Origin of the sequence: Enterobacter sp. RHBSTW-00593, assembly GCF_013784105.1 — a bacterium.
In the GTDB taxonomy this organism is placed as follows: Bacteria; Pseudomonadota; Gammaproteobacteria; order Enterobacterales; family Enterobacteriaceae; genus Enterobacter; species Enterobacter ludwigii.
Map to the genome: position 1 here is coordinate 3307103 of NZ_CP056393.1, position 25771 is coordinate 3332873.

The 25771-nt window shown below is 50.9% G+C and carries 43 protein-coding genes; 17 read left to right on the forward strand and 26 right to left on the reverse strand.

Annotated features, from left to right (window positions below; genetic code table 11):
- Positions 1–11 precede the first annotated feature (11 nt).
- The 5 genes from HV242_RS15740 to HV242_RS15760 all read right to left on the reverse strand — a co-directional run bounded on the left by HV242_RS15740 (position 12) and on the right by HV242_RS15760 (position 3519).
- Positions 12–368 carry an HNH endonuclease gene (locus HV242_RS15740; RefSeq protein ID WP_045338895.1) on the reverse strand — a complete coding sequence of 119 codons (357 nt, stop codon included), beginning with the start codon at positions 366–368 and terminating at the stop codon, positions 12–14.
- Positions 368–958 carry a hypothetical protein gene (locus HV242_RS15745; RefSeq protein WP_181616789.1) on the reverse strand — a complete coding sequence of 197 codons (591 nt, stop codon included), beginning with the start codon at positions 956–958 and terminating at the stop codon, positions 368–370. Before HV242_RS15745 ends, HV242_RS15740 begins: the two co-directional genes overlap by 1 nt.
- Positions 940–2397 carry a glycosyltransferase family 2 protein gene (locus tag HV242_RS15750; RefSeq protein WP_181616790.1) on the reverse strand — a complete coding sequence of 486 codons (1458 nt, stop codon included), beginning with the start codon at positions 2395–2397 and terminating at the stop codon, positions 940–942. The genes HV242_RS15745 and HV242_RS15750 overlap by 19 nt, the downstream gene beginning before the upstream one ends.
- Positions 2398–2408: 11 nt before the next feature.
- The gene (locus HV242_RS24315; RefSeq protein ID WP_162269667.1) at positions 2409–3062 is read right to left on the reverse strand and encodes a DUF1983 domain-containing protein; all 654 of its coding nucleotides are present in this window, start codon (positions 3060–3062) and stop codon (positions 2409–2411) included.
- 121 nt (positions 3063–3183) lie between these two features.
- Positions 3184–3519 (reverse strand): hypothetical protein, encoded by a 336-nt coding sequence (locus HV242_RS15760; protein WP_155027455.1) that lies wholly within the window; start codon positions 3517–3519, stop codon positions 3184–3186.
- A 76-nt stretch (positions 3520–3595) separates the two neighbouring features.
- Between HV242_RS15760 and HV242_RS15765 the strand changes: the two genes are divergently transcribed.
- Positions 3596–4141 carry a hypothetical protein gene (locus tag HV242_RS15765; RefSeq protein ID WP_155027454.1) on the forward strand — a complete coding sequence of 182 codons (546 nt, stop codon included), beginning with the start codon at positions 3596–3598 and terminating at the stop codon, positions 4139–4141.
- A gap of 254 nt (positions 4142–4395) precedes the next feature.
- On the opposite strand, the gene HV242_RS15770 is transcribed toward HV242_RS15765, so the two are convergent.
- From HV242_RS15770 to HV242_RS15850, 17 genes are all read right to left on the reverse strand, one after another.
- Entirely contained in the window at positions 4396–4590 is a 195-nt protein-coding gene (locus HV242_RS15770; RefSeq protein ID WP_049015061.1) for a hypothetical protein, read from the reverse strand.
- Positions 4541–4816: a hypothetical protein gene (locus HV242_RS15775; protein ID WP_058652595.1), complete on the reverse strand. Its 276-nt coding sequence runs from the start codon at positions 4814–4816 to the stop codon at positions 4541–4543. Before HV242_RS15775 ends, HV242_RS15770 begins: the two co-directional genes overlap by 50 nt.
- A 7-nt stretch (positions 4817–4823) precedes the next feature.
- Positions 4824–5450 carry a glycoside hydrolase family 19 protein gene (locus HV242_RS15780; RefSeq protein ID WP_155027453.1) on the reverse strand — a complete coding sequence of 209 codons (627 nt, stop codon included), beginning with the start codon at positions 5448–5450 and terminating at the stop codon, positions 4824–4826.
- Entirely contained in the window at positions 5450–5731 is a 282-nt protein-coding gene (locus HV242_RS15785) for a phage holin family protein (RefSeq protein ID WP_022648766.1), read from the reverse strand. The genes HV242_RS15780 and HV242_RS15785 overlap by 1 nt, the downstream gene beginning before the upstream one ends.
- A complete protein-coding gene (locus HV242_RS15790) occupies positions 5718–6113 on the reverse strand; it encodes a phage holin family protein (protein ID WP_022648767.1) in 396 nt (131 codons plus the stop codon). The genes HV242_RS15785 and HV242_RS15790 overlap by 14 nt, the downstream gene beginning before the upstream one ends.
- Positions 6114–6268: 155 nt before the next feature.
- The gene (locus HV242_RS15795) at positions 6269–6847 is read right to left on the reverse strand and encodes a DUF1133 family protein (RefSeq protein WP_155027452.1); all 579 of its coding nucleotides are present in this window, start codon (positions 6845–6847) and stop codon (positions 6269–6271) included.
- A gap of 13 nt (positions 6848–6860) precedes the next feature.
- On the reverse strand, positions 6861–7850 hold the full coding sequence (locus tag HV242_RS15800; RefSeq protein ID WP_181616791.1) for a DUF968 domain-containing protein: 990 nt from the start codon (positions 7848–7850) through the stop codon (positions 6861–6863).
- The gene (locus tag HV242_RS15805; RefSeq protein ID WP_346265156.1) at positions 7847–8563 is read right to left on the reverse strand and encodes a phage antirepressor KilAC domain-containing protein; all 717 of its coding nucleotides are present in this window, start codon (positions 8561–8563) and stop codon (positions 7847–7849) included. The genes HV242_RS15800 and HV242_RS15805 overlap by 4 nt, the downstream gene beginning before the upstream one ends.
- A gap of 24 nt (positions 8564–8587) precedes the next feature.
- Complete coding sequence (locus HV242_RS15810; protein ID WP_023293909.1) at positions 8588–8977, reverse strand: RusA family crossover junction endodeoxyribonuclease; 390 nt, start codon at positions 8975–8977, stop codon at positions 8588–8590.
- The gene (locus HV242_RS15815; RefSeq protein ID WP_155027449.1) at positions 8974–9294 is read right to left on the reverse strand and encodes a LexA family protein; all 321 of its coding nucleotides are present in this window, start codon (positions 9292–9294) and stop codon (positions 8974–8976) included. The genes HV242_RS15810 and HV242_RS15815 overlap by 4 nt, the downstream gene beginning before the upstream one ends.
- A complete protein-coding gene (locus HV242_RS15820; RefSeq protein WP_155027448.1) occupies positions 9291–9539 on the reverse strand; it encodes a hypothetical protein in 249 nt (82 codons plus the stop codon). Before HV242_RS15820 ends, HV242_RS15815 begins: the two co-directional genes overlap by 4 nt.
- On the reverse strand, positions 9536–10195 hold the full coding sequence (locus HV242_RS15825; protein WP_155027447.1) for an MT-A70 family methyltransferase: 660 nt from the start codon (positions 10193–10195) through the stop codon (positions 9536–9538). The genes HV242_RS15820 and HV242_RS15825 overlap by 4 nt, the downstream gene beginning before the upstream one ends.
- Positions 10195–10689, reverse strand: coding sequence for a hypothetical protein (locus tag HV242_RS15830; RefSeq protein ID WP_155027446.1), 495 nt, complete (start codon positions 10687–10689; stop codon positions 10195–10197). The genes HV242_RS15825 and HV242_RS15830 overlap by 1 nt, the downstream gene beginning before the upstream one ends.
- On the reverse strand, positions 10686–11612 hold the full coding sequence (locus HV242_RS15835) for a conserved phage C-terminal domain-containing protein (RefSeq protein WP_155027445.1): 927 nt from the start codon (positions 11610–11612) through the stop codon (positions 10686–10688). The genes HV242_RS15830 and HV242_RS15835 overlap by 4 nt, the downstream gene beginning before the upstream one ends.
- Positions 11569–11781, reverse strand: coding sequence for a DUF4222 domain-containing protein (locus tag HV242_RS15840; RefSeq protein WP_155027444.1), 213 nt, complete (start codon positions 11779–11781; stop codon positions 11569–11571). Before HV242_RS15840 ends, HV242_RS15835 begins: the two co-directional genes overlap by 44 nt.
- Before the next feature lie 240 nt (positions 11782–12021).
- Positions 12022–12492 carry a YmfL family putative regulatory protein gene (locus tag HV242_RS15845; RefSeq protein ID WP_155027443.1) on the reverse strand — a complete coding sequence of 157 codons (471 nt, stop codon included), beginning with the start codon at positions 12490–12492 and terminating at the stop codon, positions 12022–12024.
- A gap of 41 nt (positions 12493–12533) precedes the next feature.
- Complete coding sequence (locus tag HV242_RS15850) at positions 12534–12752, reverse strand: Cro/CI family transcriptional regulator (RefSeq protein WP_023305900.1); 219 nt, start codon at positions 12750–12752, stop codon at positions 12534–12536.
- Between the two features lie 98 nt (positions 12753–12850).
- Between HV242_RS15850 and HV242_RS15855 the strand changes: the two genes are divergently transcribed.
- From HV242_RS15855 to HV242_RS15925, 15 genes are all read left to right on the forward strand, one after another.
- Positions 12851–13570 carry a LexA family protein gene (locus HV242_RS15855; RefSeq protein WP_032622319.1) on the forward strand — a complete coding sequence of 240 codons (720 nt, stop codon included), beginning with the start codon at positions 12851–12853 and terminating at the stop codon, positions 13568–13570.
- A gap of 907 nt (positions 13571–14477) precedes the next feature.
- On the forward strand, positions 14478–14732 hold the full coding sequence (locus tag HV242_RS15860; RefSeq protein WP_181616781.1) for a hypothetical protein: 255 nt from the start codon (positions 14478–14480) through the stop codon (positions 14730–14732).
- Between the two features lie 58 nt (positions 14733–14790).
- A complete protein-coding gene (locus tag HV242_RS15865; protein ID WP_181616782.1) occupies positions 14791–15150 on the forward strand; it encodes a hypothetical protein in 360 nt (119 codons plus the stop codon).
- Positions 15150–15977, forward strand: a complete 828-nt coding sequence (locus HV242_RS15870) for a chromosome partitioning protein ParB (RefSeq protein WP_181616783.1) — start codon at positions 15150–15152, stop codon at positions 15975–15977. The genes HV242_RS15865 and HV242_RS15870 overlap by 1 nt, the downstream gene beginning before the upstream one ends.
- On the forward strand, positions 15974–16450 hold the full coding sequence (locus tag HV242_RS15875) for a hypothetical protein (RefSeq protein ID WP_181616939.1): 477 nt from the start codon (positions 15974–15976) through the stop codon (positions 16448–16450). Before HV242_RS15870 ends, HV242_RS15875 begins: the two co-directional genes overlap by 4 nt.
- Positions 16447–17043 (forward strand): ead/Ea22-like family protein, encoded by a 597-nt coding sequence (locus tag HV242_RS15880; RefSeq protein WP_181616784.1) that lies wholly within the window; start codon positions 16447–16449, stop codon positions 17041–17043. Before HV242_RS15875 ends, HV242_RS15880 begins: the two co-directional genes overlap by 4 nt.
- 2 nt (positions 17044–17045) lie before the next feature.
- On the forward strand, positions 17046–17333 hold the full coding sequence (locus HV242_RS15885) for a hypothetical protein (protein WP_181616785.1): 288 nt from the start codon (positions 17046–17048) through the stop codon (positions 17331–17333).
- Between the two features lie 3 nt (positions 17334–17336).
- Positions 17337–17615 (forward strand): hypothetical protein, encoded by a 279-nt coding sequence (locus tag HV242_RS15890; protein WP_181616792.1) that lies wholly within the window; start codon positions 17337–17339, stop codon positions 17613–17615.
- Positions 17612–18052: a hypothetical protein gene (locus HV242_RS24535; protein WP_458309218.1), complete on the forward strand. Its 441-nt coding sequence runs from the start codon at positions 17612–17614 to the stop codon at positions 18050–18052. The genes HV242_RS15890 and HV242_RS24535 overlap by 4 nt, the downstream gene beginning before the upstream one ends.
- Positions 18052–18357, forward strand: a complete 306-nt coding sequence (locus HV242_RS15900) for an ASCH domain-containing protein (protein ID WP_181616793.1) — start codon at positions 18052–18054, stop codon at positions 18355–18357. Before HV242_RS24535 ends, HV242_RS15900 begins: the two co-directional genes overlap by 1 nt.
- Positions 18347–18616, forward strand: coding sequence for a hypothetical protein (locus HV242_RS15905; RefSeq protein ID WP_181616794.1), 270 nt, complete (start codon positions 18347–18349; stop codon positions 18614–18616). The genes HV242_RS15900 and HV242_RS15905 overlap by 11 nt, the downstream gene beginning before the upstream one ends.
- A 31-nt stretch (positions 18617–18647) precedes the next feature.
- On the forward strand, positions 18648–18857 hold the full coding sequence (locus tag HV242_RS15910) for a hypothetical protein (protein WP_022648789.1): 210 nt from the start codon (positions 18648–18650) through the stop codon (positions 18855–18857).
- Between the two features lies 1 nt (position 18858).
- Complete coding sequence (locus tag HV242_RS15915) at positions 18859–20037, forward strand: phage integrase Arm DNA-binding domain-containing protein (RefSeq protein WP_181616795.1); 1179 nt, start codon at positions 18859–18861, stop codon at positions 20035–20037.
- Positions 20038–20400: 363 nt separating this feature from the next.
- Positions 20401–20640: a DinI family protein gene (locus tag HV242_RS15920; RefSeq protein ID WP_014170944.1), complete on the forward strand. Its 240-nt coding sequence runs from the start codon at positions 20401–20403 to the stop codon at positions 20638–20640.
- 124 nt (positions 20641–20764) lie between these two features.
- Entirely contained in the window at positions 20765–21091 is a 327-nt protein-coding gene (locus tag HV242_RS15925; protein ID WP_032681961.1) for an NIPSNAP family containing protein, read from the forward strand.
- 305 nt (positions 21092–21396) lie between these two features.
- Here HV242_RS15925 and HV242_RS24320 read toward each other — a convergent pair whose 3' ends face one another.
- From HV242_RS24320 to HV242_RS15945, 4 genes are all read right to left on the reverse strand, one after another.
- Positions 21397–21747, reverse strand: a complete 351-nt coding sequence (locus tag HV242_RS24320; protein WP_237760691.1) for a hypothetical protein — start codon at positions 21745–21747, stop codon at positions 21397–21399.
- Positions 21748–21865: 118 nt separating this feature from the next.
- A complete protein-coding gene (locus HV242_RS15935; RefSeq protein WP_050737119.1) occupies positions 21866–22825 on the reverse strand; it encodes a hypothetical protein in 960 nt (319 codons plus the stop codon).
- A 620-nt stretch (positions 22826–23445) separates the two neighbouring features.
- Positions 23446–24633 carry an MFS transporter gene (locus HV242_RS15940; RefSeq protein WP_050737120.1) on the reverse strand — a complete coding sequence of 396 codons (1188 nt, stop codon included), beginning with the start codon at positions 24631–24633 and terminating at the stop codon, positions 23446–23448.
- A 135-nt stretch (positions 24634–24768) separates the two neighbouring features.
- A complete protein-coding gene (locus tag HV242_RS15945) occupies positions 24769–25029 on the reverse strand; it encodes a DUF2534 family protein (RefSeq protein WP_010433451.1) in 261 nt (86 codons plus the stop codon).
- Between the two features lie 209 nt (positions 25030–25238).
- Here HV242_RS15945 and eco point away from each other — a divergent pair, with 209 nt between their 5' ends.
- Positions 25239–25742, forward strand: a complete 504-nt coding sequence (gene eco, locus HV242_RS15950; RefSeq protein ID WP_040018015.1) for a serine protease inhibitor ecotin — start codon at positions 25239–25241, stop codon at positions 25740–25742.
- Positions 25743–25771: the final 29 nt, after the last annotated feature.

The following is a 25771-nucleotide window of genomic DNA, read 5'->3' on the forward strand; positions in this document are numbered from 1 at the left end:
CACCTCGTTACTTAATTTCTGTTCAGGCGCTCGCGTGCTGTCTTAGCTTTATGGCAGCCGCGGCAAATTGATTCCAGATTAGAAAGATCGTCAGTGCCACCGTGAGCTTTCGGCTTTATGTGGTCCACCGTCTCAGCGGGTGTATACCTTCCATTTCGCAGGCATTCCTGACAAAGGTGTTTATCTCTGTCGAGAACGATTGGACGCAGCCTGTCCCACTTGCTGCCATAACCTCGCTGATGCCTGCTCTGTCCTCGCTGATGCTGCTGCCAGCCTTCGTTAAGGTGCTGGGGACAATAGCCTGAGCGGTCTGTGGTTGTGCCAGGACAGCCACGCTTGCGGCATGCTCTCGGTATTAACGCAGGCATCAGGCTAACCTCCACGCCACCCGGCGTTCTGTACGTGGCGCTGAGTCAGGGTGACGCTCAACCGGTTCACCATCTGCATGGTCCACCAGCGAGTAACACGGATAAACCACAGCGCCGCCATAGGCATCACCAACGGCATAATCGGCAGGCTTGCTGCTGTCCCACCGAGCCAGCACACGTTCAATGTGTTGCTGTGGGACGCTGTAGCAGACACCGTGTATCAGTCGCGGCAGCGTGATGTAGTCAGCCTGAGTCTTATCAGCAACAATCAGCCGTTCGGCTATCGGCATTTGATACTGTGGCGGGCGGCCGGTACCGAGATAAAAGCTCACGAGCGCCTCGGGAAAACGAGCAAGCCACTCATCCATCAATTCTGTAAAACCAGCAACTGGAAGCGCATCGTCCTCACACACCACTACCCGGCAAGGTTGCTCAGCAGCCCATTCGATAGCGCGACGATGATTCCAGTTCGCGCCGCGGTTACCGTCATCAATAAGCAGATGAGCATCCAGCAGCGAGGCAAGTCGTTGCGCATGACCTATGCGCGAGTGATGGCCAACCACAACAAACTTCACTTGTGTTTCCACCATGCGGCCTCCTTACCAAATCCGTCAGTTTTAAAGATGGTGTGAACCTTAGGGCCTGTGACGATTCGATCACCGAATGACTTTGCAGCCATACCGAACGCGCCCATATCCACCAGCGTTGCGGGTGCTGTCTCCATTTTCCAGAAGCGATGGCTCTCTATCCGGTAGTAAAGGCGGATGATCCGGTGTGCAAACTCCATGACGTCCTCACGGCTGCCACCAAGCAGACCAGCATTAAGCAAAGGTTCGTCGCGGTGCCGCTCCAGAAATTGTCGGTATGCACTGCCGTGGTGATTGACCCTCATCCATTCGTCGGCATACGTCTTATGCTCTGAGCCCACGTAAATTTTACCCGGCTCCATTTCTGCCCATGGCTCTCGCAACATTTCGACGTCAGTACCGTCCGTACACCAGACAAGATGATACTCAGGATGCGCACGCAGAAACTGATAGATGTGTAGCCAGCGAGCAAAGTAAGGGCTCATGTCCACCAGCGGGACTTCAACCAGATCGGCACCAGTTGGCGACTCTTTTAATTCGTCAGCCAGGACAATCGGCAACGCGCCGGATATTGAGTCCGCCCAAACCTGAAGAGCCCGCGGGTCAGGCTTCATTTTTCCGCCGCGCTGTGGGTCTGGCTGACTCGTAAGCAGCGTCGTAATCACCAGATTCGGATTGGTACTGTATGAAGCGAATCCGGCATAACCACTATCCCGCCGGCCGTTGAATATTCCGACGTTTCGTTTCACCAGTGCTTCACGGTCAGGCCGGGGAATAGAGCGCGTCCCCTCTTCATGCTCATCCATGGAGTGAATCAGCTTTTCAGAGCCGACCACATCAGCGAACGCCCAGGTCGATAACCCGGCGTTGTGAATGCGCAGCGCCAGATCGGGATGCTCGTACATGCCGCGACCGTATACCCGATCGAAACCGCCAACCTTCTCGATAGCGCTGCGGTGGTAATACAGCATCACGCCGCGCTGACCGGTGTAAGCTATGTGCTTATCATCCCGATACAGGACCGCCATATCCTTCAGCTTATTCGTCCCTGCAAGATCGAGAAACTGATAAGCCAGGTGCGGCTCGGGTGATTCGATGTAAGGCAAGTGCCAGTTATCAGCGATGGGCCAGGCGTCATCGTCCCACAGGAAGAGATGCTCACACCCGGCGTCCATCAGCGCGGTTAAACTGGCGTTCTTCGATGCAACAATGCCGAGTGATGTTTCATGGCGAAGCAGCTGCACGCCGTTAGGCACTACTGCGGCAGGTTTCGAACCATCATCTACAACCACCACCAGCGCGCCGGCTGGCAGGTGCCTCAGATGCTGTTCGAGTGAACGTTTTAAAACGTCTGCGCGCTGATGTGTCGAAATGGCAATGCCGATCCGGGATGAAACGACGCTGGCGGGAGCGTATGGGACACCATCAATAGTGACCTGCATAAAACCTCCCGTCAGATTCCACGCCGTAAGGAAGTCCAGATCGCACCGCCTGGCTGCATAGCTTGTTGAATAATTTCGTCCACAACCTTTTTGATGGACTGCTGTAAGGCGGTCTCTAACGCGTTTTGGTGATTGGCGGCAACCGCCAACTTTTCAGCCAAAATCTTCACGCGGCTTTTACCATCGTCAACATCGAGTGCCATGCCAGCTTCGTGCTGCTTACCCTTGTCGGTGACGTTCACGTTCAATTTCACGTTATAACCCGTAGACAATACGCCATCACCGATCAGCGCCTTATGGATGTAGGCTTGCCCTGATTTATCGACAAACCAGCCCCATTTAAAGTCTTCAATTGGGCAGTAGCTATTGATGCCGTCTCTTGGCTCATCTATAGGGCAGCCGATATAACCACCAGCGGGAACACCAAATCGAGTATTTGCCAGATGCTTAATGGCAAACTCCTGCCCTTCAGCAGTCAGGAACGTGAAGAAGTTTTTCTCATGATATTTTGTAGCGGTATGGCGACTTTCAGCAAACCCCAGTTCTCGAAGCTCAGCTGCGCCAGATTTAGATGGCAGATCTCCACCAGTCAACGCACCACGAAAAAACAGCGCATAAAGAACATCCGTCGCAGCGCCGGACAACGTAATGATTTTCTGACCCATGATTTATTTCCTTTTAGGCGTGAGCCTGTCGCACGGCAAAGCCGCCGAAAGTTAACGGTTTGCCCAGGCTCACAGCTGAAAGACTTTCTTTGATGTGCGCGTGCGATGCGCAGAGGTGTTATTACCAGGAACCTTCGTATGCGATATTCGTCAGCTCATCTGACAGTTCGCTGATGGAGTAAGCTATAGCCATCTTCTGCTCCCTACTGAACGAAGACCATAGATGACGCAAAGATTCGCTAAGATGATATTGCCAGTGCCCGTCACCGCTTAGATCTTCCCAGCCAGCAGGCAGGAGACAGAGCCCGCGACCGTAAAGCTCCTCTTCCGGGGTAAGGGGTGGACGAGCGGCTGCCGTATTTACTGGGCCATCACCCCAATTGCCGATAACTATTTTCCCGCCGCCAGCCATATTGACTGTCATCCCAACCTCACTGATCTCAATTGTTCCGCCCATGAGTTACCTCTCTGTATACTGGTGTAGAGTGCTCATCTGCCCACGAGCACTGGCACAATCAACAAAGGAATGATTTATGAATAAGAAAATTTTCAATGAAATGGTTCTGCTTAATGAACAAACATGGGAAAGGCTATCTTCGATAATGCAAAGTGAAGACGACATAGGTGTAGTCTTACGCCTTCACCTGGTAACCGAGAAAATTATTGAAGCGTGGTGCTGTGCGGCATCAAACAACGTTAATTTTTTTGATGGTTTCGGCGAAAACCTAACTATGTCATACGCAGCAAAACTCAAGCTCGCTACAAATTTTGGTTTGAATGAGTTTTCTTACCAGGAGCTTAAAGTCGTAAACAAAATCAGGAATGCACGCTCCCATCAAATTGATAACTCAGAAATTACCGATGAAGAAATAAATAAACTAATCACCCACATAAGCAAGGGCGATCAAAAAGAGCTAATTGAAAACCCCAAATTTGGCATTCTGGTTGGTGATAAAGGAATACATCTCAATGACGAGGGTATTTCAAATCGCGAAAAGTTCATTGCCTCTATTGCTGCGGTAATTCTCAGGATTGCCAAGCAAGTTAACGACAGCGATAAATTTATAAAATTACTCTAACCATCCATTTTACAGCAGGCGTTCACTGAGTACCTACTGTAATGCTTATCCCTTAGCGGGGATAATGATTGTCTTATCTGCTGGTGGGGATAACCATTATCAAGCCCACCAGCAGGTGAGCTTTGTAATGGCTAACACTCAGTGTCACTTCGGCCAGCTGATAAAAAACATAAAGCCGATGAATGCGAAAAACAGCCCAGCGGCTGCCGCAACAACGATTAGAGTCCAAACAAGAATTGTTCCGATGGTTGCGATCACTTGGACCTCGCTAATTTTGGTTTCTGGCAGTTCGCCTGCCACGCTTTGTTATGCGCCAGGATGTCTTTCTTCGTCTGGCGGTCCATAACGTCGATATCGTGATCGGTCAGGTAGATTGGCTTTACCCAGTCACAGGCGGTATCAACCACCACCGGGACGCTTCCACGTGTCACGCAGCTCGCGATCAACATCGTCATCAGGCATATGGTTAACAGTCTGCTGTACATTGCTGGCCTCTTTCGTTGCTTCTACCCGTCGTTCGGCTACTGCTTCAGTGGCTGCGGCCTTTTCTTCGGTGCGCTGTTGGTCTGCTTTGGCTTCCGCTTTGCTGGTGCCGCGTGAATGGCCAATGCCAAAGGCACCCGCGATAGCAGCCATGACCAGCGCAGCAAGACCAATGATTGTTTCTAATCCCATATCAACCTCACACCAGTACCGTTTTGGCCTGATCGAAGCGCGCGCGACGATCTTCCAGTCCGTTCGTGCCGCCGTTGATAATCTTCGTCACCTGCATCAGGTCGCCGGAATACTTCAGGCATCCCTTAGTAGCAAAGAACCACGCTGCGCTTCTGGCTGCATAAACATCTTCGGCCAATAGCTCAGGCTGCTTAACCAGATCAACCTTCAGGCCGTTCCCGCAATCACGGTAGTTGTTGAGGCCGGTAATCTGGATAAGGCCACGCCCACGGTATAACCAGCCGTCGCCTGGAGCGTTGTTCCCCATGCGTTTGCTGTATACCAGGTTCGCGATGGCGCGTTGTCGCTCAATCGGTAATGTTCGCTCTTCAGGACGACGCCCAAGCGCGTTAGCCTGGTCTGCCGTGAGGCGTCCCGCACGGATGAAGTTAACCAGTCCTGCAATGCGATAGTTGAAGCTCTCCACCAGCAGAGTGAAACCTGCTGATTCGTGCCCAGCCTGAGCAATGAACATGGCCTGGTCTACCGGCTTGGTGATGCCGAACTCTTCCATCGCATCACTGATTGGCTGAAACCAGCGCGCAGCTAACTCGGCGCTTAGACCAGCCGCCTTTTGAAATTGTGATTGGTTCATTAGTGCCTCAGTGCGTCAACCAGGCGCGCCACGTTTCCCCGAGCCCAGAGAACGGCGGCGCATATCAGGACGTTCACCAGCACCACGAACCAGTGCGATTCATGGTACAGGCCGAACAGGTAACGGAAAGGGACGCTGGCGTATACCAGCACCGTGAAATAAGCCATCAGCGATATCAGAGGGCGATGTCTCGCCCCGCCGCGCTGGTAGAACATCAGAGCAATAACGATAACAGCAGATATAATTGCGTTTGCCATCGCGCTCGGATCACTTGTTACCATTGCTGGCCCCTCCACCACGTAAACGCGAGAGAATTCCAAACAGGCTACCCAAATCCTGACTGTTGACGAACGTCAGCAGCTTAATTGCAATAGCAGCTACGATTACCGCGCCAAGCGCATCAAGCGGCCTGTCGCTATACCCCGTCCATTTGGAGAAGTAAGAGCCAAGCAGCGGTGCACCGATGACACCGAAGATAAATGAGGTGATGAAGTAGCCCACCAGTTTAAGGCGGCTGATATTAACCGCCGTAGCGACGTAGAACACCGCACCAGCAAATGCGCCAAACACCACACCGTAATCAATTCCGGTTGCCAGGCCAAACATGCTGGCCCCCATCAGACCGCCAGCCGCTACCGTAGTGCCAGAAACAGGATCGGACATTGAGCCCCCTCTTATTGCCGTGAGTCCTCTCAGAACGAGGGGAAACAAAAAAGGCCGCCCGTAGGCAGCCCTTAAAATAAAAAACCCGCAGCAGTGGCGGGTTTATGTTTTGTTCTGTTGCTCAGTACGCTTTACTGTCCCGAGCCTAACACAATTTAAGCACTTTCTTGCTCACTCTGCAACTTAAATCTGTCGCTATTTGTGCCAAACGCATCACAAAGTGGAGCGTACAGGATCGATTCTGCCAAACTTACCCATGTGTCGATTCGGCGTCGGCATGTGATAAGTGTCCAGTCAGGGTGTTTTGCATTCAGCTCGTTGGCCATCTGCAGTTTGCTCTTACGCAGCCGGTGACGGTCAACGATTACGCCATACAACCCACGGTATTCATCATTCATCAGGACCGAAGCAATAACACCATCCACCTTCAGACCCTCTTCATCCGAGCAGAACGCCAGGCCGCTTTTGTTTTTGCTGTCGAGGATTTCGCGCAGGTATGCTTCCAGCTCAGGTTTAGTGATGCCGGATTTCTTCATGCGACGAAGCGCATCGTTGATTGCGGTTTTGGTAATTTTTACGGATGCAAGCAACTGGTTGAACATGTTTCCGCAGGAGCCACCGCCGATGTATGACCATCGGCCCCACATGCGGAGCTTTCCCTGTACCCAGATGCTTTCGAGAGTGCGAAGGCGAACCATCTCGCCGGATTTGCCAACTTCTGAAGGATTGATCATGTTGCGTCTCCACTTACGCCAGTGCGCCGATTGCCAGCGCGCGATCTAAAAACCGAAACAACAGCGTTAACTGGTCGCCGTGCTTCGCTTCAAATGCCACAGGATCAGCGTGCAACTCGTCGTGATGTGCTCTGCACAGCGGTATCACAAACAGGTCATGCGCTTTGGTTCCCATTCCACCCTGCCCGTGGCCTATCAGGTGGTGGGGGTCGTCTGCCGGGTTATTGCAGCAACTGCATTGCTGCGACTTCACCCAGCGGGTGTACTTCTCGTTCTCCCAGCGGCGGCGCTTTGGCCTAAGCATGAAAGATTCCGGTGACTCGGGGTCTACCTTAACGGAGACAACCTTCTTCACCTTCTCCTGGAGGATTTCAGTCGCCGGTAACGACGGAACAATGTAGCTTTCCCTCATTACGGAACTATGCGATTCAGGCTTTATCCTGAGGGCTTTGCTCGCCACTGATTCAGGAATAAGGTCAGCCAGATCGTTGCGTACCATCCACCAGCAGAACTCCGGAAGCGTCAGGGTGTGGTCTTCGCTGAATCCCAGCATAATATTCACCCTTTCGAGTAACCATTTTACCAGGTTCTGCATGGCAATTCCTGCCAGTCTTTCAGTGGTTTGTTCACGAAACTGGTTATCACAACCCCAGCAAAGACGAATGCTACCGGGTGCATGCCGCATCACGGTAAAGTCTCTGGCATGCCAGTCTGTATGAGGCCACTGACATTCAAATTTTCTTTCCAGCCAGGCATCAAGCCCATTCAGGCCACCAGCACGCTGGATAACCCTTTCATTCTCAAAAATAGCCTGCATACTGTCATCATCTGTCAGCGGCTGGTGCGCTTCCGGAATCAGCCCAGATGGCAGGTGCTGGATTGCTTCCGAAGGCTTTTCGATCACCACCCTTCCCTGTCGGAATAACCAGAGCAGTTCGTTTCCGGGGCGGAACAGCACCACACCGGACATCGGAGCAACTTCAGGTGTCAGTATGGCTCTCACGAAATTTGCCCCTTAGCGATATGCTCTGCCCACAGGCCGCCAATCCAGCGCACCCCCTTTGCGGTAAAGCGAGACTGGTTGAAAGCGTAGTTGGTCTGGTTGGTAGTCCCGGTCTTAACTTCAAAGCGCCCTGCTTCGATATGTTTGCTCTTCGGAGTAAGCACGCGGTTAAGTCGGTACATGATGCCGTTCTCAATGAGGAACATCGCGAACTCGGGCTCTTTGGCGTTCAGGAGCTTGGCAACCTGCCGGAACGTCATTGAGCCAGTGGCTTTAACATAGCGATCAACAAATTCAGCCTTAGGCGCTGCTATGGCCAGTTCTTCACTCAGACGTTGCTTCTGTTCTGCAAGGTCAGCGGCAAGGCGTAGTGCTTCAGGAAGTGTTTGAGGAACCACCATCCCGGCCCCGCTCTCTAGTTCCTGCCAGCGGTCAACAAGACGGGCGGTAAACTCCGGGCAGAGCTGCGCGACGATAACGTAGCTATCGCGCTTGTTAACTTCGTAGTAATGGTAAACCTGCTGGTTCTGGGGATGGGTGTACTGCATTGCAGCATACCCCCCAATTACGCCCGAGTTCATCAGTCGCTCGATTGTCACGCAGACGTTGCTGTGGCGAGAGTCGACCAGTTTCGCAATTTCACGGCTGGACATCGTTATTTGCTGCCCCATCGCGGCGCTGTGATGGGTCGGACACATTACGGTGATATTCATCTGATTCATGCTCTTCTCCACTTATCAGGCGGCTGCACCCGCCAGAGGTTCATGTTTCTTGATCGATATCTCTACTCGCCCACCCGGTACCTTCGGCCCCCACTCCACCAGCATTCTCTGCACCTGGCTGTCATCCTCCCAGATACCTGCGTGAGTGAGAGCGTCAAACAGAGCCTTGTTGTAATTGTCGATATCGCGGCGGCGTGCATCTGGCGGAAAGAGAAGGATCTCCACCGCAGCTGGTGACGATGATGGTTTAGGAAGGCAACGCAGCTGCTCAATAATCGCTGCGCAGGCCGCACTCTGATATGCCCTGCCTTTCTCACTGATAAGATGGCGGCCTTTTAACGGCCCCTTGTTTGGAGCTCGCCAGTAGGTGTTTACGCTCGGCGGGAACGGGAGCACCAGTTTCATAAAGTCACTCCCTGCTTTTTCAGCCATTCCACCGCGTTATCTCTGGCCATGTCTCCACCGGATAACAGGCCTTTAATGATCGATACCGGATCAGCATCCAGTTCTGTTTTGACGACGGTAATGCCCCTGGCAGCGCCAGGAGCAATGGAGATGTAACCCTTTTTCTTGAGCGCCTTCACATGCTCAGCAGCAGCGTTCTGCGATGAGCAACCAATCAGTTCAGCAAGCTCTATCAACGTTGGTGGGAAGCCAACCTTTTCGATGTGAACCTTGATAGCTTCATACACTTCACTCTGACGCTGTGTTAATTCGATCATGATTCCTCCCCAATTCGGCCCTTGTAGCGTCCAAAACGACCGTTAAGTCGCCCGATGATGCTGTAGAACATCACAAGGCTCACGCCCATAGGCTTAACCTTCTCGTGATATTCCTTCAGGATCGGCGTTGCTATTGAATTCCACCCTGCAGATGGATTCTCAGTTATGGCTTTCTTAAGCGCGGTGCTGCATTGGCGAGCTACATCACGAACCGCGTTATCCTGCTCGGTTGATAGTTTGATCATGCTGCATGCTCCTGGTTATTTGTCACCGGAACAGCAATGCCGGAAATCAATTCAACCGCAGCTGACTCGGCCTGATTACCCCAATGGTCCCAGCCTGGCGCACCGCAACGGCTAAATAGTTCGATACGCGGTACGTCACCGTAAAGCTTCTCCAGACGGAAACGCGCCTCGGCGGGCTTTTGGCTGTGCTCACCGAGTGGACTGTAGATAACCTGCTTGATGCTGGCGCACTGGCGTTCGAGTCCATTCCCCCTGGTGGCGATCAGCAGGTCTTCGGTATTGGCTCGGGTGTAGTTCCCGCCGTTCATGCGGGTCTGTACGTTCAGCAATTCGAGGAAGTCGTAAAAGTCCTCCACTCCACCAGCCTGAAGCGCTTTGTTAATGTGTTGCTCTGCCAGAGGGTTGAACTTAACCCAGGTGAAGCCCTTCATCGTACGGACCTTAAAGCCCCATGCTTCAGCCAGTTCAATAGCTTCTCGTGTGTGCGTGCCGGTGAACCACATAGCCAGAACAGCATTATCTGCAGCGAGGTCCCAAACCGGTAGGCGCTTCATGTCGATAAGCTTCATCGTGCCGTAGTGGTTGTTGGCCGCACCGTTGCTGACGGTGTTCCCGTATTCCCAGGCTGGGTCAGCGTAAATCAGAGAGTATTTCATCAGACGTTCCTCGCTCGGCCAGCAAGACACCATCCATCACCAGATGGCTTAGCTCGCTGAACCATGTTCAGGCAGCGCTGACGCTCATCAAGAATTTTCCCCCGCATCTCTTCGCTTTTGGAACGGTTGAAGGCATCCATCAGGACCGTGGCGGCCCTCAGGAACAAACCCTTGTCAGATAATTCCTTTGCCTTCTCCATCATCGCAACGACAGCAGGGTTTGGTGCGCTTTCCTGTTTTGGCTCAGGCATCACTTCGGCTTTTTCGACCGGGTAGCGCGGGACAATAGGCCCAATCGGACCAATTGGAGCTTTGGCGTAGTAGCGGAAGGTTGGACGTTCTCCACGGCGTTCTGCTCGTCCCAACATTGCCAGGCGGCATACCGCACGCTGAACACTGTGCAATTCATACTCTGGCAGTGCTGCGGCGATCTCCTTATTCGTCATTCCAGGGTTATTGGCCACGAACAGTTGGATTGTTTTGAGAAAGCTCATGAGTTCGCTCCTCTGAAACCGTTGGGGACTTTGCTGTAGTCAGTGTTCTTGAAGCTGGAACGGAACACGCCATCCTCTCGGGCCCACTCTCCGTTGACGCGAGGAGGACGCCCAGCTTTGGCCCAGCTTTTCGCGGACTTCAGGTAGCCAGGGAATTTGCTAGGCTGGAAAAGAGTCTGTGGGCGGAGATAGGCTGCCATCGTCAGGTCTTCGCTCCACTTGGCGTTGCAGTAGTCCACCACCAGCGATAACTCTTCAACGGTGTAACCTTCCCCGATTCTGGCACGAATGTTTTGCAGCGAGGTTGTTGAAACCTGATATTTGGAGTTAGTAACCTGGTTCAGGTGAACCAAAACCTGTTTAGCCTGATCGGTGATCAACACATCACGGTCTGGTTGCGGCGCAACCGGACAAATAGGTTTTTTAATATCTGTAGTATTCTCTGTTGTATTCTCTGTAAGAACATCAGTGCAATTTGACCTGATGAGAGCGGTTCGTTTTGACCCGATGGAGCGTTTCACTTTGACCTCTTCCATCGGTTCATTTTGACCTGATGGAAGAGTGCATTTTGAACTCTTCGATTTTGTCACTTTGACCTCATCTAAAAGTTCGCTTTCGTAGTTGATCGTGTAGTAGTTAGTCATGTCGCGCTGAGACTTGTTCAGTTGCTCAACTTTGAGTACGCCGAGGTTCTTCAGGCGGGTAAATGTGCGCTTCAGCGTAGACTCAGACCAGAACGGGAACTGTTCCAGCCACTGCTCATTGGTGTTGTAAATCCAGCGCACTCCGTCACGCTCCAGTCCGGAGGTGGTTTCTTTAAGCCAGTAGTTCACCTGCTGCAACGCAATAGCCTCGTTCAGGCCAATGCTGTATGCAAGGTCAGGGTTTATCACTATCGGCCGGGATGGCATCAACAGGCTCATGGTCGTCCTTTAACTCTGTAAATTTACGCTGGAATTGGTCAAGAGGGCTGAAGCACTCATGTTCGTACCCTTCGCGCAGGTATATAACGCGTCGACTCTCAGGCTCCCATCTGATGACACGGACCGGGACGCCGTAGTGGTCTTTGAATCGCCGGTTAACTTCAGCCATTCCTCATGCCCCTTCTCGTTCATCTGAGCAAAAGCCTCTACCATCGCGTTCTCAGGCTGGTAGTTGTTCTCACCAGGCTGGTCGTTTAATCTCTCCACATAGCCGAACGGGGAATCTTTTCCCACCAGTGGAAGGCATCTGAATTGCTTCGCTGGTCTCAAACGGTTTAAACTGTTCATGCGTTAGTTTCTCCACTGAATACGACACGCCACGACGCCCGGAGCTGCACACTCGCGGGCGTCACTTCTTTTGGGTTTTCTTACGGCTAAACAGCGCGACAATCGCGCGGATTTCTTCTTCACGCGCAGCCAGGTGACGGCGGTGATGCTCGTGAATTTCTTCGGCTTCATGTTGCTCAATAACTCCATCCTCAAGTGCCTTCTGGATAATCTGATCAACCTGACCTCGTGCAGCTGCCGTTCTCATTGCGCGCGTAAACAGGTCTACGCGATCGAGGTCTTCCAGCTGCGGAACGTCCACCAGCAGAGCGCCGCGACGTTGCGCGAAGTAATCAGCCAGGAGAGATGTGTTTGAAATGTCTTCCATCGCTTCCAGCTCGTTCACTTCAAAGAAGCGGCAGCCGTTCTTCTCGTACAGGTTGTTGTTGAACTGCGTGACTGACATACCAAGAGCACCGGCCATAGCCTCACGGCCACCTGGGTACGCTTTGCACATCGCTTTCACTACTTCTTTCAGGCTTGGCTCTACCATGTTGTTTTTCCTTTGGTAGTTACGTAATGCTGGTTGCTGGGTTACGGTGTTACTGCAACGTCAGGATCAGCAGGTTTGTTTTTGTTAGGGAATGGTCGTACTTCCTCGGCTTCAATCTTCCCGTCTTCGTTAACCAGGATATTTACCCGGCGATTACGCTTGAGAGCTTTGCTGATTGCGCTTTGGTATACCCCAAGTGCCTCAGCTGTTTTTGCCTGACCGTTTTCCAAAACATATTCAGATAGCGGAATAATCTTCATTGGTTTTCCTCGTGGTTTGCACATAAGGAGTATCACTGTTAGTGATAAATATGTCAACACTAGCGGTGATTGGTGATTATGCCGTGCGGTGATAAATTATGAGAATGAAAAAGAAACCATTGACCGCCGAACAACTTGCCGACGCCAACAGGCTGAAAGCTATTTTTGAGTCCAAGAAAAAAGCGCTGGGGCTCTCACAGGAGACTTTGGCTGAACAAATGGGGATGGGACAAAGTGGTGTTGCGCAGTTACTGAATGGTACAAACGCTATCAACGCTACTCATGCTGCACAGTTCGCTAAAATTCTAGGGGTAAAAGTCGATGATTTCAGTCCATCCCTTGCAGCTGAGATATCAGCAATGTTTGAGGCGATTGCGAACGGAAGAAATCAATCCTCTGTGTATGAATACCCCTTATTAACCGAAGTGCAGGCGGGATCATTTTGCCCCGTTAGTTCATACACAGAACGCGACGCGAAGGAATGGGTTTCAACCACTGTCAAAGCCAGTGATTCTGCATTTTGGCTTGAGGTATCAGGTCATTCAATGACTGCACCTCCCGGAGTTAAGCCAAGCTTTCCTGAGGGAATGCTCATACTCATAGATCCAGAACAAGATGTTGAGCCTGGTGATTTCTGTGTTGCTGGAATATTCAACGATTCAGAAGTTACCTTTAAAAAATTTGTTCGTGAAGACGGGAAGCCCTGGCTAGAACCTCTAAACCCCAGCCCTCGCTATCAGGCCATTGAATGTAATGAGAATTGCAGGATAATAGGCAAAGTTGTTAAGGCCCAATGGCCTGAAACCATCTTCGAATAAGGAGCCAATCGGCTCCTTTTTTTTGCATCTTTTTTCATCTTACTAATCATAAAGTTAACACTATACGTGATATTTTTATCACTACAGGTGTTGACCGTTTAATTACTATTGGTGATACTCATTATGCGCCGGGGTGATGATGTTTAAGGCCATCGGTAGGTTAGCAGTACGGTATATGGCACATGTGCCGCAGCGGTCCGGGGATTCCTTGCATTACTTTTTCCAGATCCAGCGGGTAGCCGGAATGTGCAAGCCAGTTGTGTACGACAGCCAGAGACGTTTCACCAGCGTGGCGATCAGGTGTGACACCTCGGAAGAGACGAGGCCATAACAGGATTGAGCATTGTATTTTGGCTGATTGGTCTAATCGCACCATTCAACGCCAAGATAGAAAAGAATGCAGTGCTCCTTCCGTTGTGGTGAATGGCGGGGCTGACCGCCAAACGGTTGAGAAAAGATAAGCAGGCGAAACGTTCTAAGCGAGCATATGGACTGATCGAACGCGGATGGAACGGGCGGTTACGATATTGAAACACCGCGCCACTGAGCTGGAGTTCAGCACCAGCCACCACAAACGAATCACGTTAGGACCGTGGTAAACCGTAGTAGCTGTACCAGATGCTGTGTGTAGTCTTGGCGGTCGGCAGTTGTGAATGTCCTTAATGTCGACCGCCCCTTTTCACAACTGAAAGCGCGTTCGGCCAATTCCTTGAGAGGCCTCAGTCGTTAAATCAACTCAGGGGAACGCGCTCCCAATTGTGGAGAAGCTAACAGGCGGTGGCAGCCGCCCGTTTCACTAAGTGCCCTTTTTGGGTGCTTATTAAAACGAAACCCACTTATGTTTTGTCGCCAATCGGCGAGGGATTCGTGCAACCAAAATTCAGCGGATATTTCCACTGGAGGACTGATGAACCACCTCGAATTTATTGAGAAAAACGTAAGGGAACAGCTGATTAAGCAAGGCTTTTCTTCTTCGGTGGCTCAGGGGGGGGCTTGGCAAGCACTTGATTTATATAAGCGCATGTCACAAGCCAGTAAGAAAGGCGCGATTTTCGATGATGTGATGAGGCATGCGAAAGCCTGGGCAGATAAACAGGTTTCAAAAGCTGAAGTTACGCGGAGAAAACGCACCTCACACAAAGACCAAGGCGGCCTCTTCTGAGTTGTAAGGCCAATAATTCAGCGCTGTGCAGAGCGCTTATAACACGGAGAAACTATCCATGACGAACACACAGAACGTCACCGAGCTACAACCACGCATGACCAGAGAGCAGCTGATCGAAGCAGCACGTATCGCCGCTAAGTTCCTGCCAGTTGCATCAGCTCAGCTTATGAATGAGCTTGCTAACCGTCTCGATATCACCAGCGTAGCGCTTTGCGAAGCGATGGCACAGCGTAAGGAACTTGCTGAGCAGAACGCCACCCTACGCGAAGATGTTGCCAGCTGGGCCAAAGAGTGTGACCGCCTTGAAGAGCGCCGCACAAAGACGCCTACGAATGTTCACTCACTGGAAGCGCAGCGCGAATTACGTGAGTTGCCGGCGGTCGTATTTACCCATGAAGACGAGGTAGCGCTCTAATGGCTAACTCATTCAAACAAATGACCCGTGACGGTACCATTAAGCGTACCGATACCGGGATGTTCATCCCCCTTTCCGATATCCATGTTCGTGAAGGTTTCAACAAGCGTGAAGACGATGAACGCACCCGCCAGGCTGATGATGACCTGTTTAACTACCTGATGAACGGCGGATCAGTTCCACCGCTGGAAGTTATCGCCCGTGATGAAGGTGGCGTGTGGGTTGTTGAAGGTCACCGTCGCCGTCGTTGCTACGCGCGCTGCGCTGAAGCTGGAAAGCCAGTAGACCGCATTCACATCATGCCGTTCAACGGTAACGATGTGCAGAGACTGGCGCGCATCATGACCAGTAACAACCAGCTGCCGCTCTCCGATATGGAACAGGCCGCAGTTATTCAAGAGCTGCATAACGCCTTTAACCAGACCACCAGCGAGATCGCAAAACTGGTCAATAAGTCTGTACCTACTGTCGAAAAGCTCTTGCTACTTAGCACAGCTAACCACGACGTTCAGAAAGAAGTTAAATCCGGCAACGTGTCCGTAGATGTGGCTGTTGATCGAGTAAAAGAGTTCGGCGAAAAGGCCGGTGAGGTTCTCCAGAAGGATAAAGCTTCCGCTGCCGCAAAGGGTAAGAAGAAAGTTACCCGCAGCGTTATAGCGCCGGAAATTAGCGTGAAGAAAGCGCGACGTCTTGTAGAGCTGATCAGCCTGGCGGGTGTAAGCGACACAGGCGTTATCTCTCTCGAAGGATTGGTCCATGCGGAAGTTTTAGGAATCATCGACGAGCACAAAGCTATCGCAGCTCAGCGTCAAGGAGAAACATCGTGATTACCGAAAAAAATAATGTCTTTTATTGCGACTGTGGATTTTCTTTCCTGAGAGGTCACAGCGGCGCGCATGACTGTGCTGTTGGCCTTCGTAATAAGCTGTCCAAGTCTGAAGCCAGGTGCGCGGCGCTGGCTGCGGAGAATGCGGGGCTGAAGGCTGCATTAAATCCTAAAGTAATCCCTGATGCGGCAGTCGAAGCGTTTAATGAAACAGCCATCATGGACCACGACTGGAATGAGACAAGCGAATGGTCATGGGTGGAGAACGATACCGATGTTATTCGTGCCGTACTTGAATCCATCAAGCCTGATACCCCAGCCACCGACGCTTTCCTGGCTGAAGTGCGGGCGCAGGGTGTTGATGTAGCTATCGAGCACTTGATTAACAAATTCGAAGGAACAGGGCGCATTGGCGTTCCCATAATGGCTCTGGAGTGGCTGTCGAAGGAACTTCGCAAAGGGGTGCGGTCATGAGCAACATCGACAAGCAGTCGCTGCGTGAGCGCTACTCCGCAAAACCGATACCAAAATGCCATATTTGCGGTACCGAAATGACAATACAGCGGATGTCTGGTAGCCGCGTAACTTACGGCTGCTCAGGCGCAATTTACGATGAAACCGGATGCCACTACGCCGATGGCCGCAGCCTGGCTGATGACCATTATGAACAATCCCGCGTCACTGTCACAGATGAAAGTGATCCTGATGTGCTAGCGCTGCAGGATGAGCTGGAAGCCGCAGAGAAGCGGATTTCTGAACTTGAGAGCGACAATGCATACATCAGAAACAGGCACAAAGAACTAGACCTGTTAATCGGGAAAAACATTCTGGTAATGCAGGCCGCAATCATCGAATGGCAGGGAACTGGCGACGCCAGAAAGGGGCTGGCATGGATTTATAACACGCTATTTGGCCCAGGCGAACTGCCGGACGAATCGGAGAAAGACGCCCAGGCCTATTTTGACCGTAAATATGCTCCTCTCGACGAAGAACTCATGAATCTTCATCGGTGGTTCTGGGAGCAAAGCGAAGCTGAGCGCGCCGCCGCAGCCGGTAAAGGAGAGTGAGCATGGCTACTTTGCAGGAATTAATCGACCTGACGCCAGAACAAGAAAAGGCGTGGAAGCGCCTTGAGAAAGCAGTGAAGGATTTCCGAGCAGCCGGAGGTAAGTTCTATAGCGTTTTGGACACGCTGAGCGCCTACAACGGCGAGCACGTTGCCTACATTGATAACGACACGGGCTATCACACCGCAAGCGTCTACATGCCGAGCATTGATGCTACAGGATTTACCAGCTGGGCTGATGATTGGCACGGCATCACGCTGAAAGATGGCGTTAAAGTGGATGAGGACTAACCCATGAGCACTATTACCAAAGAGCGCGTTGCGGAATTCATTAAAAACCCTCTCGATAACGGCTTAACCCGTGGCGAACAAATGGAGCTGGCGCGTATCGCGCTGGCATCGCTCGAAGCGGAGCCTGTGCCGGAATGGACAAACGAGCAGTGTCTGGAGTTCCTGTCTATCGCTTTCCGGCATGCAGAAATTAACGGCGACCTTCAGCTGGACGATATCCGCCTGGGTGTGAAGATGGTTAATGGTAGCCGCGCCGCCATGCTTCAGGGAGGTAAATCATGAGCGATATCACTGTTGACCCGCGCGACGAGTTCGAAAAGGTTTTCCCACTTCCAAAGCACGTAATCAGATGCGGAAAGGGTTACGCCTGCACTGAGTACAATGCGTGGGGTGCGCATAACTTCATTCGGCAATGGGAAGGATGGAGTGCCGCCATGCTTCAGGGTGCCGATGGCAACTATCCGGTAATTCCGGATGGTTACGTTGTGGTGCCGAAGCGCCTAACCGCAGAGAACTTCGCGAAGGCGGCTTTATCTGGTGAGTTTTCTGAAACCAAGTTCATAAACTGTCCCGAGTGTTTTGGTGATGATGAGTGCGAAACATGCGATGGAAGCGGAAGAATTGAAATCACCGTTCCTGTCACATGGACGACCATCAAAGCTATTTGGGCTAAAGGTGTCGAGCATTTCGCAGCAGCGCCGCAGCAGGAGGTGAAGTGATGGCCAACCTGCATCTGGCTGTTAACGGTGAATACTTCGACCAGATGAAGTCAGGCGAGAAAACGGAAGAGTATCGCCTGGTTAATCCGTACTGGTGCCGCAGGCTATCTCATGGCCATAACCAACAATTACCGCGGCGCTTTGATCGCCTGATTATCACCCGCGGATATCCTAAGCGCGGTGACGCGAGCAAGCGCATCGACATCCCGTATAACGGTTACGAAGTGAAGGTGATAACGCATCCGCACTTCGGCCCCGACCCGGTCAAGGTCTTCGCTATCAAGGTGAATATCGATGGCCAGTAAACTCAAACATCGGCGCCTGCGCCGCCTTAAAGCCGATGTCGCATGGTGGCGCGAAGAGGCCGAAGATTGTCGCTCCCGCCTGCTGGAGCTGGCCGGTGAAATCGACAGGCTCAAAAAGCTGGTTATCCGCGTTCCGATGCCGGTGCTCATACCTAAAGAGATGGCCCACCAGCTTTATTACACCGAAACAAAAAGATGTCGTACCTGCAATGATGGGCTCCGTGGTGGTTGCTCAAATTGCATTTTCTATAAGAGATAGCCGGGTGCAGCCGGTTAAGTGGAGAATAGCCATGGCCAAGTTGATGAAGGCGAGTCTGTGGGGTAAGCGAGAGTTTGAACCAGGCTCTGTTCCAGATAACAGAACTATCCGACGCTGGATTGAAAACGGTAAGCTTCAGGGCCGTATCGTAGATGGTACGATTCTTGTTAGCTCCTCAGAGAAATGGGGCGTTGACTCAATGGTCAGTGAAAGAGTTCGTCAGTTAATTCAAGAGGATTAACATGGCCGCAAGACCACGAAAAAGGGAGAACCGCAATCTCCCTGACTTCCTGCTTTTTGATAAAGCTACCGGACAATATCGCTTTACGCTTATAACCGGGAAACGTAAAAGCATTGGAACTGATCGCGTAATGGCAATCGCCATTGCCAAAGAATATAACCTCAGAATGAGGCCTGAAACGGTTCCATCCGTTGAAAGCCTGATTAGAGACTCAGGCGGACTTAATGGAGAAGCGCAACCATTCAGCCACCATATTGATCGTATTATGGCGCGTGCCGTTGCCGACGAAAAACCATCACAAAGTACCCTGGACGACTGGAATAATGACGCTATAAGGGTTAAGGAATTTTTTATCGACATCCCTGCTTGTGATATCGAGCTTGAGCATGTGAACCAGTTTATTAACCGCTACCATGCTGATGCATCAGCTAACGTTCAAAACAGGAAAGTGAGCTTTCTCAAAAAACTATTCTCTTATGCTGTTGACGAATCATTAATGATGGATAACCCGGCAGCACGTAAAAAAATGCGCCGCGTTGAAGAGAAGAAGCGCAAGCGGCTCGCGCTGGATAACTTTATTGCTATTAGAAACGCAGCAGAACCATGGTTAAGAACCGCAATGGACCTTGCCCTTCAAACGACAAATGCTCGTCTCGAAGTTTCAAGAATAAAATATTCGATAAGGGAACCGAAGAACGGAGTTTGTGGATGTGTATGGTTAGATCAACCTGAAAACGGAATATACGGAACTTTGTACATTCACCGCCAGAAGGTGCAAAAGAAAGAAGCATCGCACGTAGCGATCCCAATTGGAGAGGAATTGAAGAGGATTATTGACGATAGCCGGGATAGTGTTGCCAGTCCGTATGTTGTTCACCGGATACCAGAACGAAATAACAAACGCAGCAAAGAGGTTTCGCACCCTACTCAGGTAGCGCCAGATTATCTTAGCCGTTCGTTCTCTGCACTGCGTGACAAACTTGGGTTGTGTGATCATCTTCCAATGGATGAGCGTCCAACCTTTCATGAGATCAGGGCACTTGCCGCTCACTTGTTTGATAGCCAGGGTATCGACCCTCAGGGCAGGATGGCTCATAGTGATGCCAAATCAACGAAGATATATACCAGTAATCATATCGACTGGGTTATGGTTCCACATGGTGAGATCAAGGCAGGATAACCAATGGCGAAACCACACCTTAAGTCATTGATGTGCATAGTGCAGATAATGCGTAAATTTCACTGTTTGCTTATACAGTCGAATGATGTACAAGCCAGTAATGGCGCGGCTTAGAGGCATTTTACACAGGTGACATGGGGTGTCGGGGGTCGGAGGTTCAAATCCTCTCGTGCCGACCAAAAATACTCTTTAAACCAGCCAGCTATGGCTGGTTTTTTTATTGCTTCATTTCTGATGGGAATCATTACCTGTAGTTTCAGCACCAACGGTCGACAACCCCCCTTAAAACACTCCGCCACGCTTGACGCTGTATATTTTTACAGTAAAAATACCTCCCCCACTTGAAGTTATTACGGAGGTTTTATGTTTGTTGAGTTGGTTTACGATAAGCGAAATGTTCAGGGCCTGGATGGAGCCAGAGAAATTATATTGGCCGAGCTTACGAAGCGAGTGCATAACATCTTCCCTGATGCTGAAGTGAAGGTTAAGCCTATGCAGGCTAACGGACTCAATAGCGATGCCAGCAAAAGCGATCGTGAAAAGTTGAACCGCATGCTGGAGGATATGTTTGAAGAGTCTGATATGTGGCTTACAAATGAATAAATTTCTTTGAAGCCCTCATATCGAATGTACTGGCGCGGACTTTAGCTGACAATTTTCTTTTGTGTAAGACAATAACATTGGACAATCGACTTAGTGCGATAAACCAACGTCTGGAGCAGTGATGATGAAAACAGTCGAGATACTGCAATACAATTTACACAAAGGCACCGGAGCATTTTTTCATAACGTCATGGCAGAAATTAGCGTTCCCCTACATCAACGCCATGGCATCGATGTGGTGTCATTTGGTAACTCTCTGCACGATCTTGATTGCTACTATCTCATTCGAGCCTTTGAAAGTATTGAAAATATGAATACAGTGCTTAATTCTTTCTACGCGAGCGCAGACTGGCGCTGCGGGCCTCGTGAGTCCATCATTGACTGCATCGAAACAAGCATTAAGACAGTAATTGATCTGCCACGAGTAAGTGTGGATGGGCTACGAGTGTAAGTCCAAATCTGTTACGTCGCGATTGAGCGTTTACTGCCTTATTAGGTTTGGTTCGGTGTATTGAAACTGCCAAAACAAGTCTGAGCTACTACATATCTAACCCTGCCCTGATCCCCATTGATTAACACACCGCGATGTTTGTAATGTCTTCATAAGCCACATGAGGACATCCCCAAGAAGCGTTTTTCCGACCAACATATTCTTGAAAACCGACCCTTCCGGGTTGTTTTTTTATTTCTGCAAAGAGAAATGGGTGTCATGTCACTCACTGGAAAAAAAGGGGCCCGTTTAGGCCCCCTGATGCGCTACTGTTTCACTTTGGCCTTTTCATCATTGATGACGTTTAACGCTGCTGCGGTGCAATCACCCTGAGCGATCCTGAGCGTGCCCGCCTGTTGGCGTTGCTCCAACAATGCGGAAAGCGTGTTGTAAACTTTCGTTTCGTGGTGGGCCTGTGCATAGCCCAACGCCTCGCAGATTTGAAAATCTGACATTGCCGCAACACGTTTACCATTCCCCCCCATGAAAGGCCGGGTGCTTAATGCATCCGTTTCGGGTTGAGAAGCAATGCAACATCCTGTAGTAGTCACCGCTGCCAGAATGATTAATATCCACTGAGCCTTTTTCATCAGTAACGCTTTTTTTAAGGGTTTCACTTAAAATACTTCCCAAATTCGACATGTTGTCGCCTGATTTCTTTCAGGTTTGCCACTATTCCAGCCATACACCAGCCACTGACAACCCCCAAAAACCACCCCATCAAGAGATTGACTATCACCAGTGACCCACGTTTCTGGAGCCAGACTGCGCGCTACCACCACCAATATGATTGCCACCGCCTAAGCCGTGGGCGCTGTTGCTGTTGGCTGCATTGTTGCTGCCGTTTCCCGTTCCATGCTCATGTCGTGAGTTATTACGGCTATGATCGCTTCCTTGACGCTGAGAGACGATCAACGCGTCTACATGCGGAACTGCGATTTGCACATTCGGATCGACTTTGGCGATCTCCCCTGCGGTGGTGGTAGTGGTGACACCGTTAACCGTGATATTCACAGGCGTCCCCGGCTTCATACTGGACACAGCAACGTTAATCGAGCCCGTGTCTTTTGTTATGGCAACACTTGTAACGTTATCAGGTGCTTTCGTGGTGGCTGGAGTATGAGTAAGCGAGGGCGCAGTAACCGCCGTGCCAGCGGGTAAGGCTGGTCCTGTTGTCGCTTGCTGCATAGACACCACTGCGGCGCGGTAAGTTGTGCCTGTGATTTGTGGCGCAGCCACTGCAGACGTTTTGGTGGCGTCAGGGATGTTAACGGCAGTTCCTGCAGGTAAGGCTGGCCCTGTAGTGACTTGCTGCATTGAAATCACAGCGTTCCGGTAAGTCGTGCCCGTAATGTGTGGCGTTTTCTGCTGCAGGAGTTGCGGCGCTCTTTGTGTTACAGGTCGCGGCGCATCGGGAGCCATTTCAGTTGCCTGTACTGCATTAATACGATCGCCTGCAGTGCGTAAGCTGTTTTCGATGTCCCCTAAACGGGCCATATTTTCAGGTGAACGGTCGGCATTGTAAGCCTTTAATGCAGCCTGCTTATCCTCCATGGCCTGATTGGCTTCATTGCGAATCGACTGAATAGCCGTGGCTTTTTCATCCATAGTCATGAAATTAGAAGCGAAGGCGTTCACACTTCCGCATGAAAGCGCAATTATTACGGATAAAGAAATGATAGAATGGCGGTTCATTACAATAATTACCTTTAATTTACGTTAAGGGAAAACAGAAACAACAATTAACTACCCCGGCACATGTCGGGGACTTTTTTCAATAAGCGAAACAAGCACTTCAAACCGCGCATAATAACGACTGTAAACGATTACACTTTTGATATTTATCAATATCCCTAATTCAAATCGTAGAAATAACAATCAACTCAGCCACTATATTTCCCTGTTAATTTGCTTCAAAACATCTCTATTGTTATCGCAACAAATCATTTTTTTAGTGGATAACACTCATATGGTGAATTTTTCCGGCTCATTATCCTGCATAAAAAAAGTGAAATAATGTTTCAGTGCACGTGCATTGACGTAACGAAAGCATCCCTCCCCCTGGATAAAGCGCCCTGTCCCTGCATAGCTGGTGTGGCCCCAAGCCAGACACCGTCAGCAATGCAGAGAGGAATACATGCCCGGATTTCACGCGATAAGAGGTGTGATAATTGAACAACGTGGCGGTATAGCAGGGGGTGCTAATTACAGAGGCAGGAATTTATTGCAATTGATGACAGGACTGGACAGCATAAATGCTGTCCAGCCCAGATTCGTACGACTAAAAAAAGAAAAGCATTTTAATGACCGTATTCTTACCGCACTTCGGCAGGCGTTTTACGCAGATAAAGCAGCGTCAGCAAACAAATCACCGCGCCGGCATAAAAGGTATATTCTGCGCCCCACAGTTCCCAGATAGCGCCGGCACCCACGCTGGCCATCAGTAACCCGACCCCGCTGACCATACTGAAAAGACCAAACGCCGTACCGCGCAAATCCGCAGGCGCTGTTTTGGCCACCATCGCGGCCAACAGCCCCTGAGTCATCCCCATATGCATGCCCCAGAGCGCGACGCCGACAATAATACCGGTCCAGTGGGTACTCAGGGCCAGAACGACATCAGCGGCAATCAATACGACTAGCCCCCACTGCAGAAGCCGGGTATGGCTCATGCCATCAGAGAGTTTGCCAAACGGATAGGCCGAGAAAGAATAGATCACGTTCATCACCACCATCACCAGCGGGATTAAGGCCAGGGGAACGCCAGACTGTTGCGCACGGAGGACAAGAAAAGCCTCGCTAAAACGTGCCAGTGTGAATACCGCCCCCAGGCCAATGACCCACCAGCACGACTTTCCCAGCCGCGTTAAATTCTCTCTTTTGATGGGATTAGTGCGTTTATGTTCGACAGGGGTTTTCGGCTCCTTCAGGCCGAAATACAGCAGCGCAACCGAAAGAAAGCCGGGGATCAGGGCTATCCAGAAAACCGCGCGAAAATCATTGTGTAGCAGCAGCATTAACCCCACGGCCAGTAGTGGCCCCAGAAATGCGCCGGTGGTATCCATAGACTGACGCAGGCCGTATGCCGCCCCACGCAGTTCCGGCGGGGTGATATCTGCGACCAGCGCATCCCGTGGAGCACCGCGGATCCCCTTCCCCGCACGATCCATCAGGCGCGCGCCTAAAACCATCCCCGAAGAGGATGCGAGGGCGAAAAAGGGTTTGCTCAGCGCACCGAGGCCATACCCGAGTAGCGCCAGCCCTTTACGCTTGCCAAGATAGTCGCTAATCGCCCCCGAAAAGACTTTGATAAAGAGAGCGGTAGCCTCCGCGAGCCCTTCAATCAGGCCGATAACCAACACGCTCGTTCCCAGCGTAGTCACCATAAACAGTGGAAGCAGGCTGTGGATACTCTCTGACGAGATGTCCATCAACATACTGACGCCACCCACTACCCAGACCCCACGAGGGATCCGGCTGAGTACCGTAAATCTGGAAAGCATCTGTAACTCCTGCTCTGAAAATAGTGGCCTGACTGCTTACAGAATAGGATACGACGGATTAAAAACCTGAGGAAGAACAACGAGCCAATAAAAAAGCCAGCGCTCAGGCTGGCTTATTTATCGCAGGAAAGGCGTTTAGTGTTTATCACGCCCACCCAGGAAGAAAATGCCCAGCGGAATGGCAAGCAGCACGGTGAACACCAGGCTATAAACAAAGATCATCGCTGATTGCAGGACATACATGCTGGTCGTCCAGGCAGAGAGAGGAATGTTGTACTGTTCAATAACGCCAACAATGGTTGCCCGCCCAACGCACGCGGCAGCAATCATAAACACAACCAGTAGCGCCAACAGGAACTTGCGGCCTTCAGGTGTTTTCAGTTTTGCACGTACCATCTCTCTCTTCCCTTCACAGATGAATAACATTATGTGGTACTTAAAATAACACGATCTGCTGCCAGACTCCAACGCAGTACAAACAACCACTCATTGCGCATTAATAGAGTTTTATACGCTGCCAATATTGAAAATGTAAGTAAATTACACTAACCATTCACGAACATTATGTTAACCTGTGCCTGATAGTTTGACATAAAGGAATGACTGTGAAAAAAGCACCTCAATTTGCCATTGCCCTGATTGCCGCCGCATGCGTTAGCACCAGCGCTTTCGCCAGCGACACCCCTAAAGCGCAGCCTCTGGAAAAAGTAGCGCCTTATCCGCAAGCGGAAAAAGGGATGAAGCGTCAGGTCATTCAGTTACCCGCTCAGCAGGATGAAGCGAATTTCAAAGTGGAACTGTTAATTGGCCAGACGCTGGAAGTGGACTGCAACCAGCACCGTCTGGGCGGTCAGCTGGAAAGCAAAACCCTGGAAGGTTGGGGCTACGACTATTACGTCTTTGATAAAGTGACGTCTCCGGTTTCGACCATGATGGCCTGCCCGGATGGCAAGAAAGAGAAAAAATTTGTTACCGCGTATCTGGGTGACAACAGTCTGCTGCGCTATAACAGCAAGCTGCCAATCGTCGTTTATACGCCTGCAAACGTGGAAGTGAAATATCGCGTGTGGAAGGCGGAAGAAGAGACGGGCACCGCAGAAGTCCGTTAAGGATAAGCCGGGTGGCGATTACGCCTGAC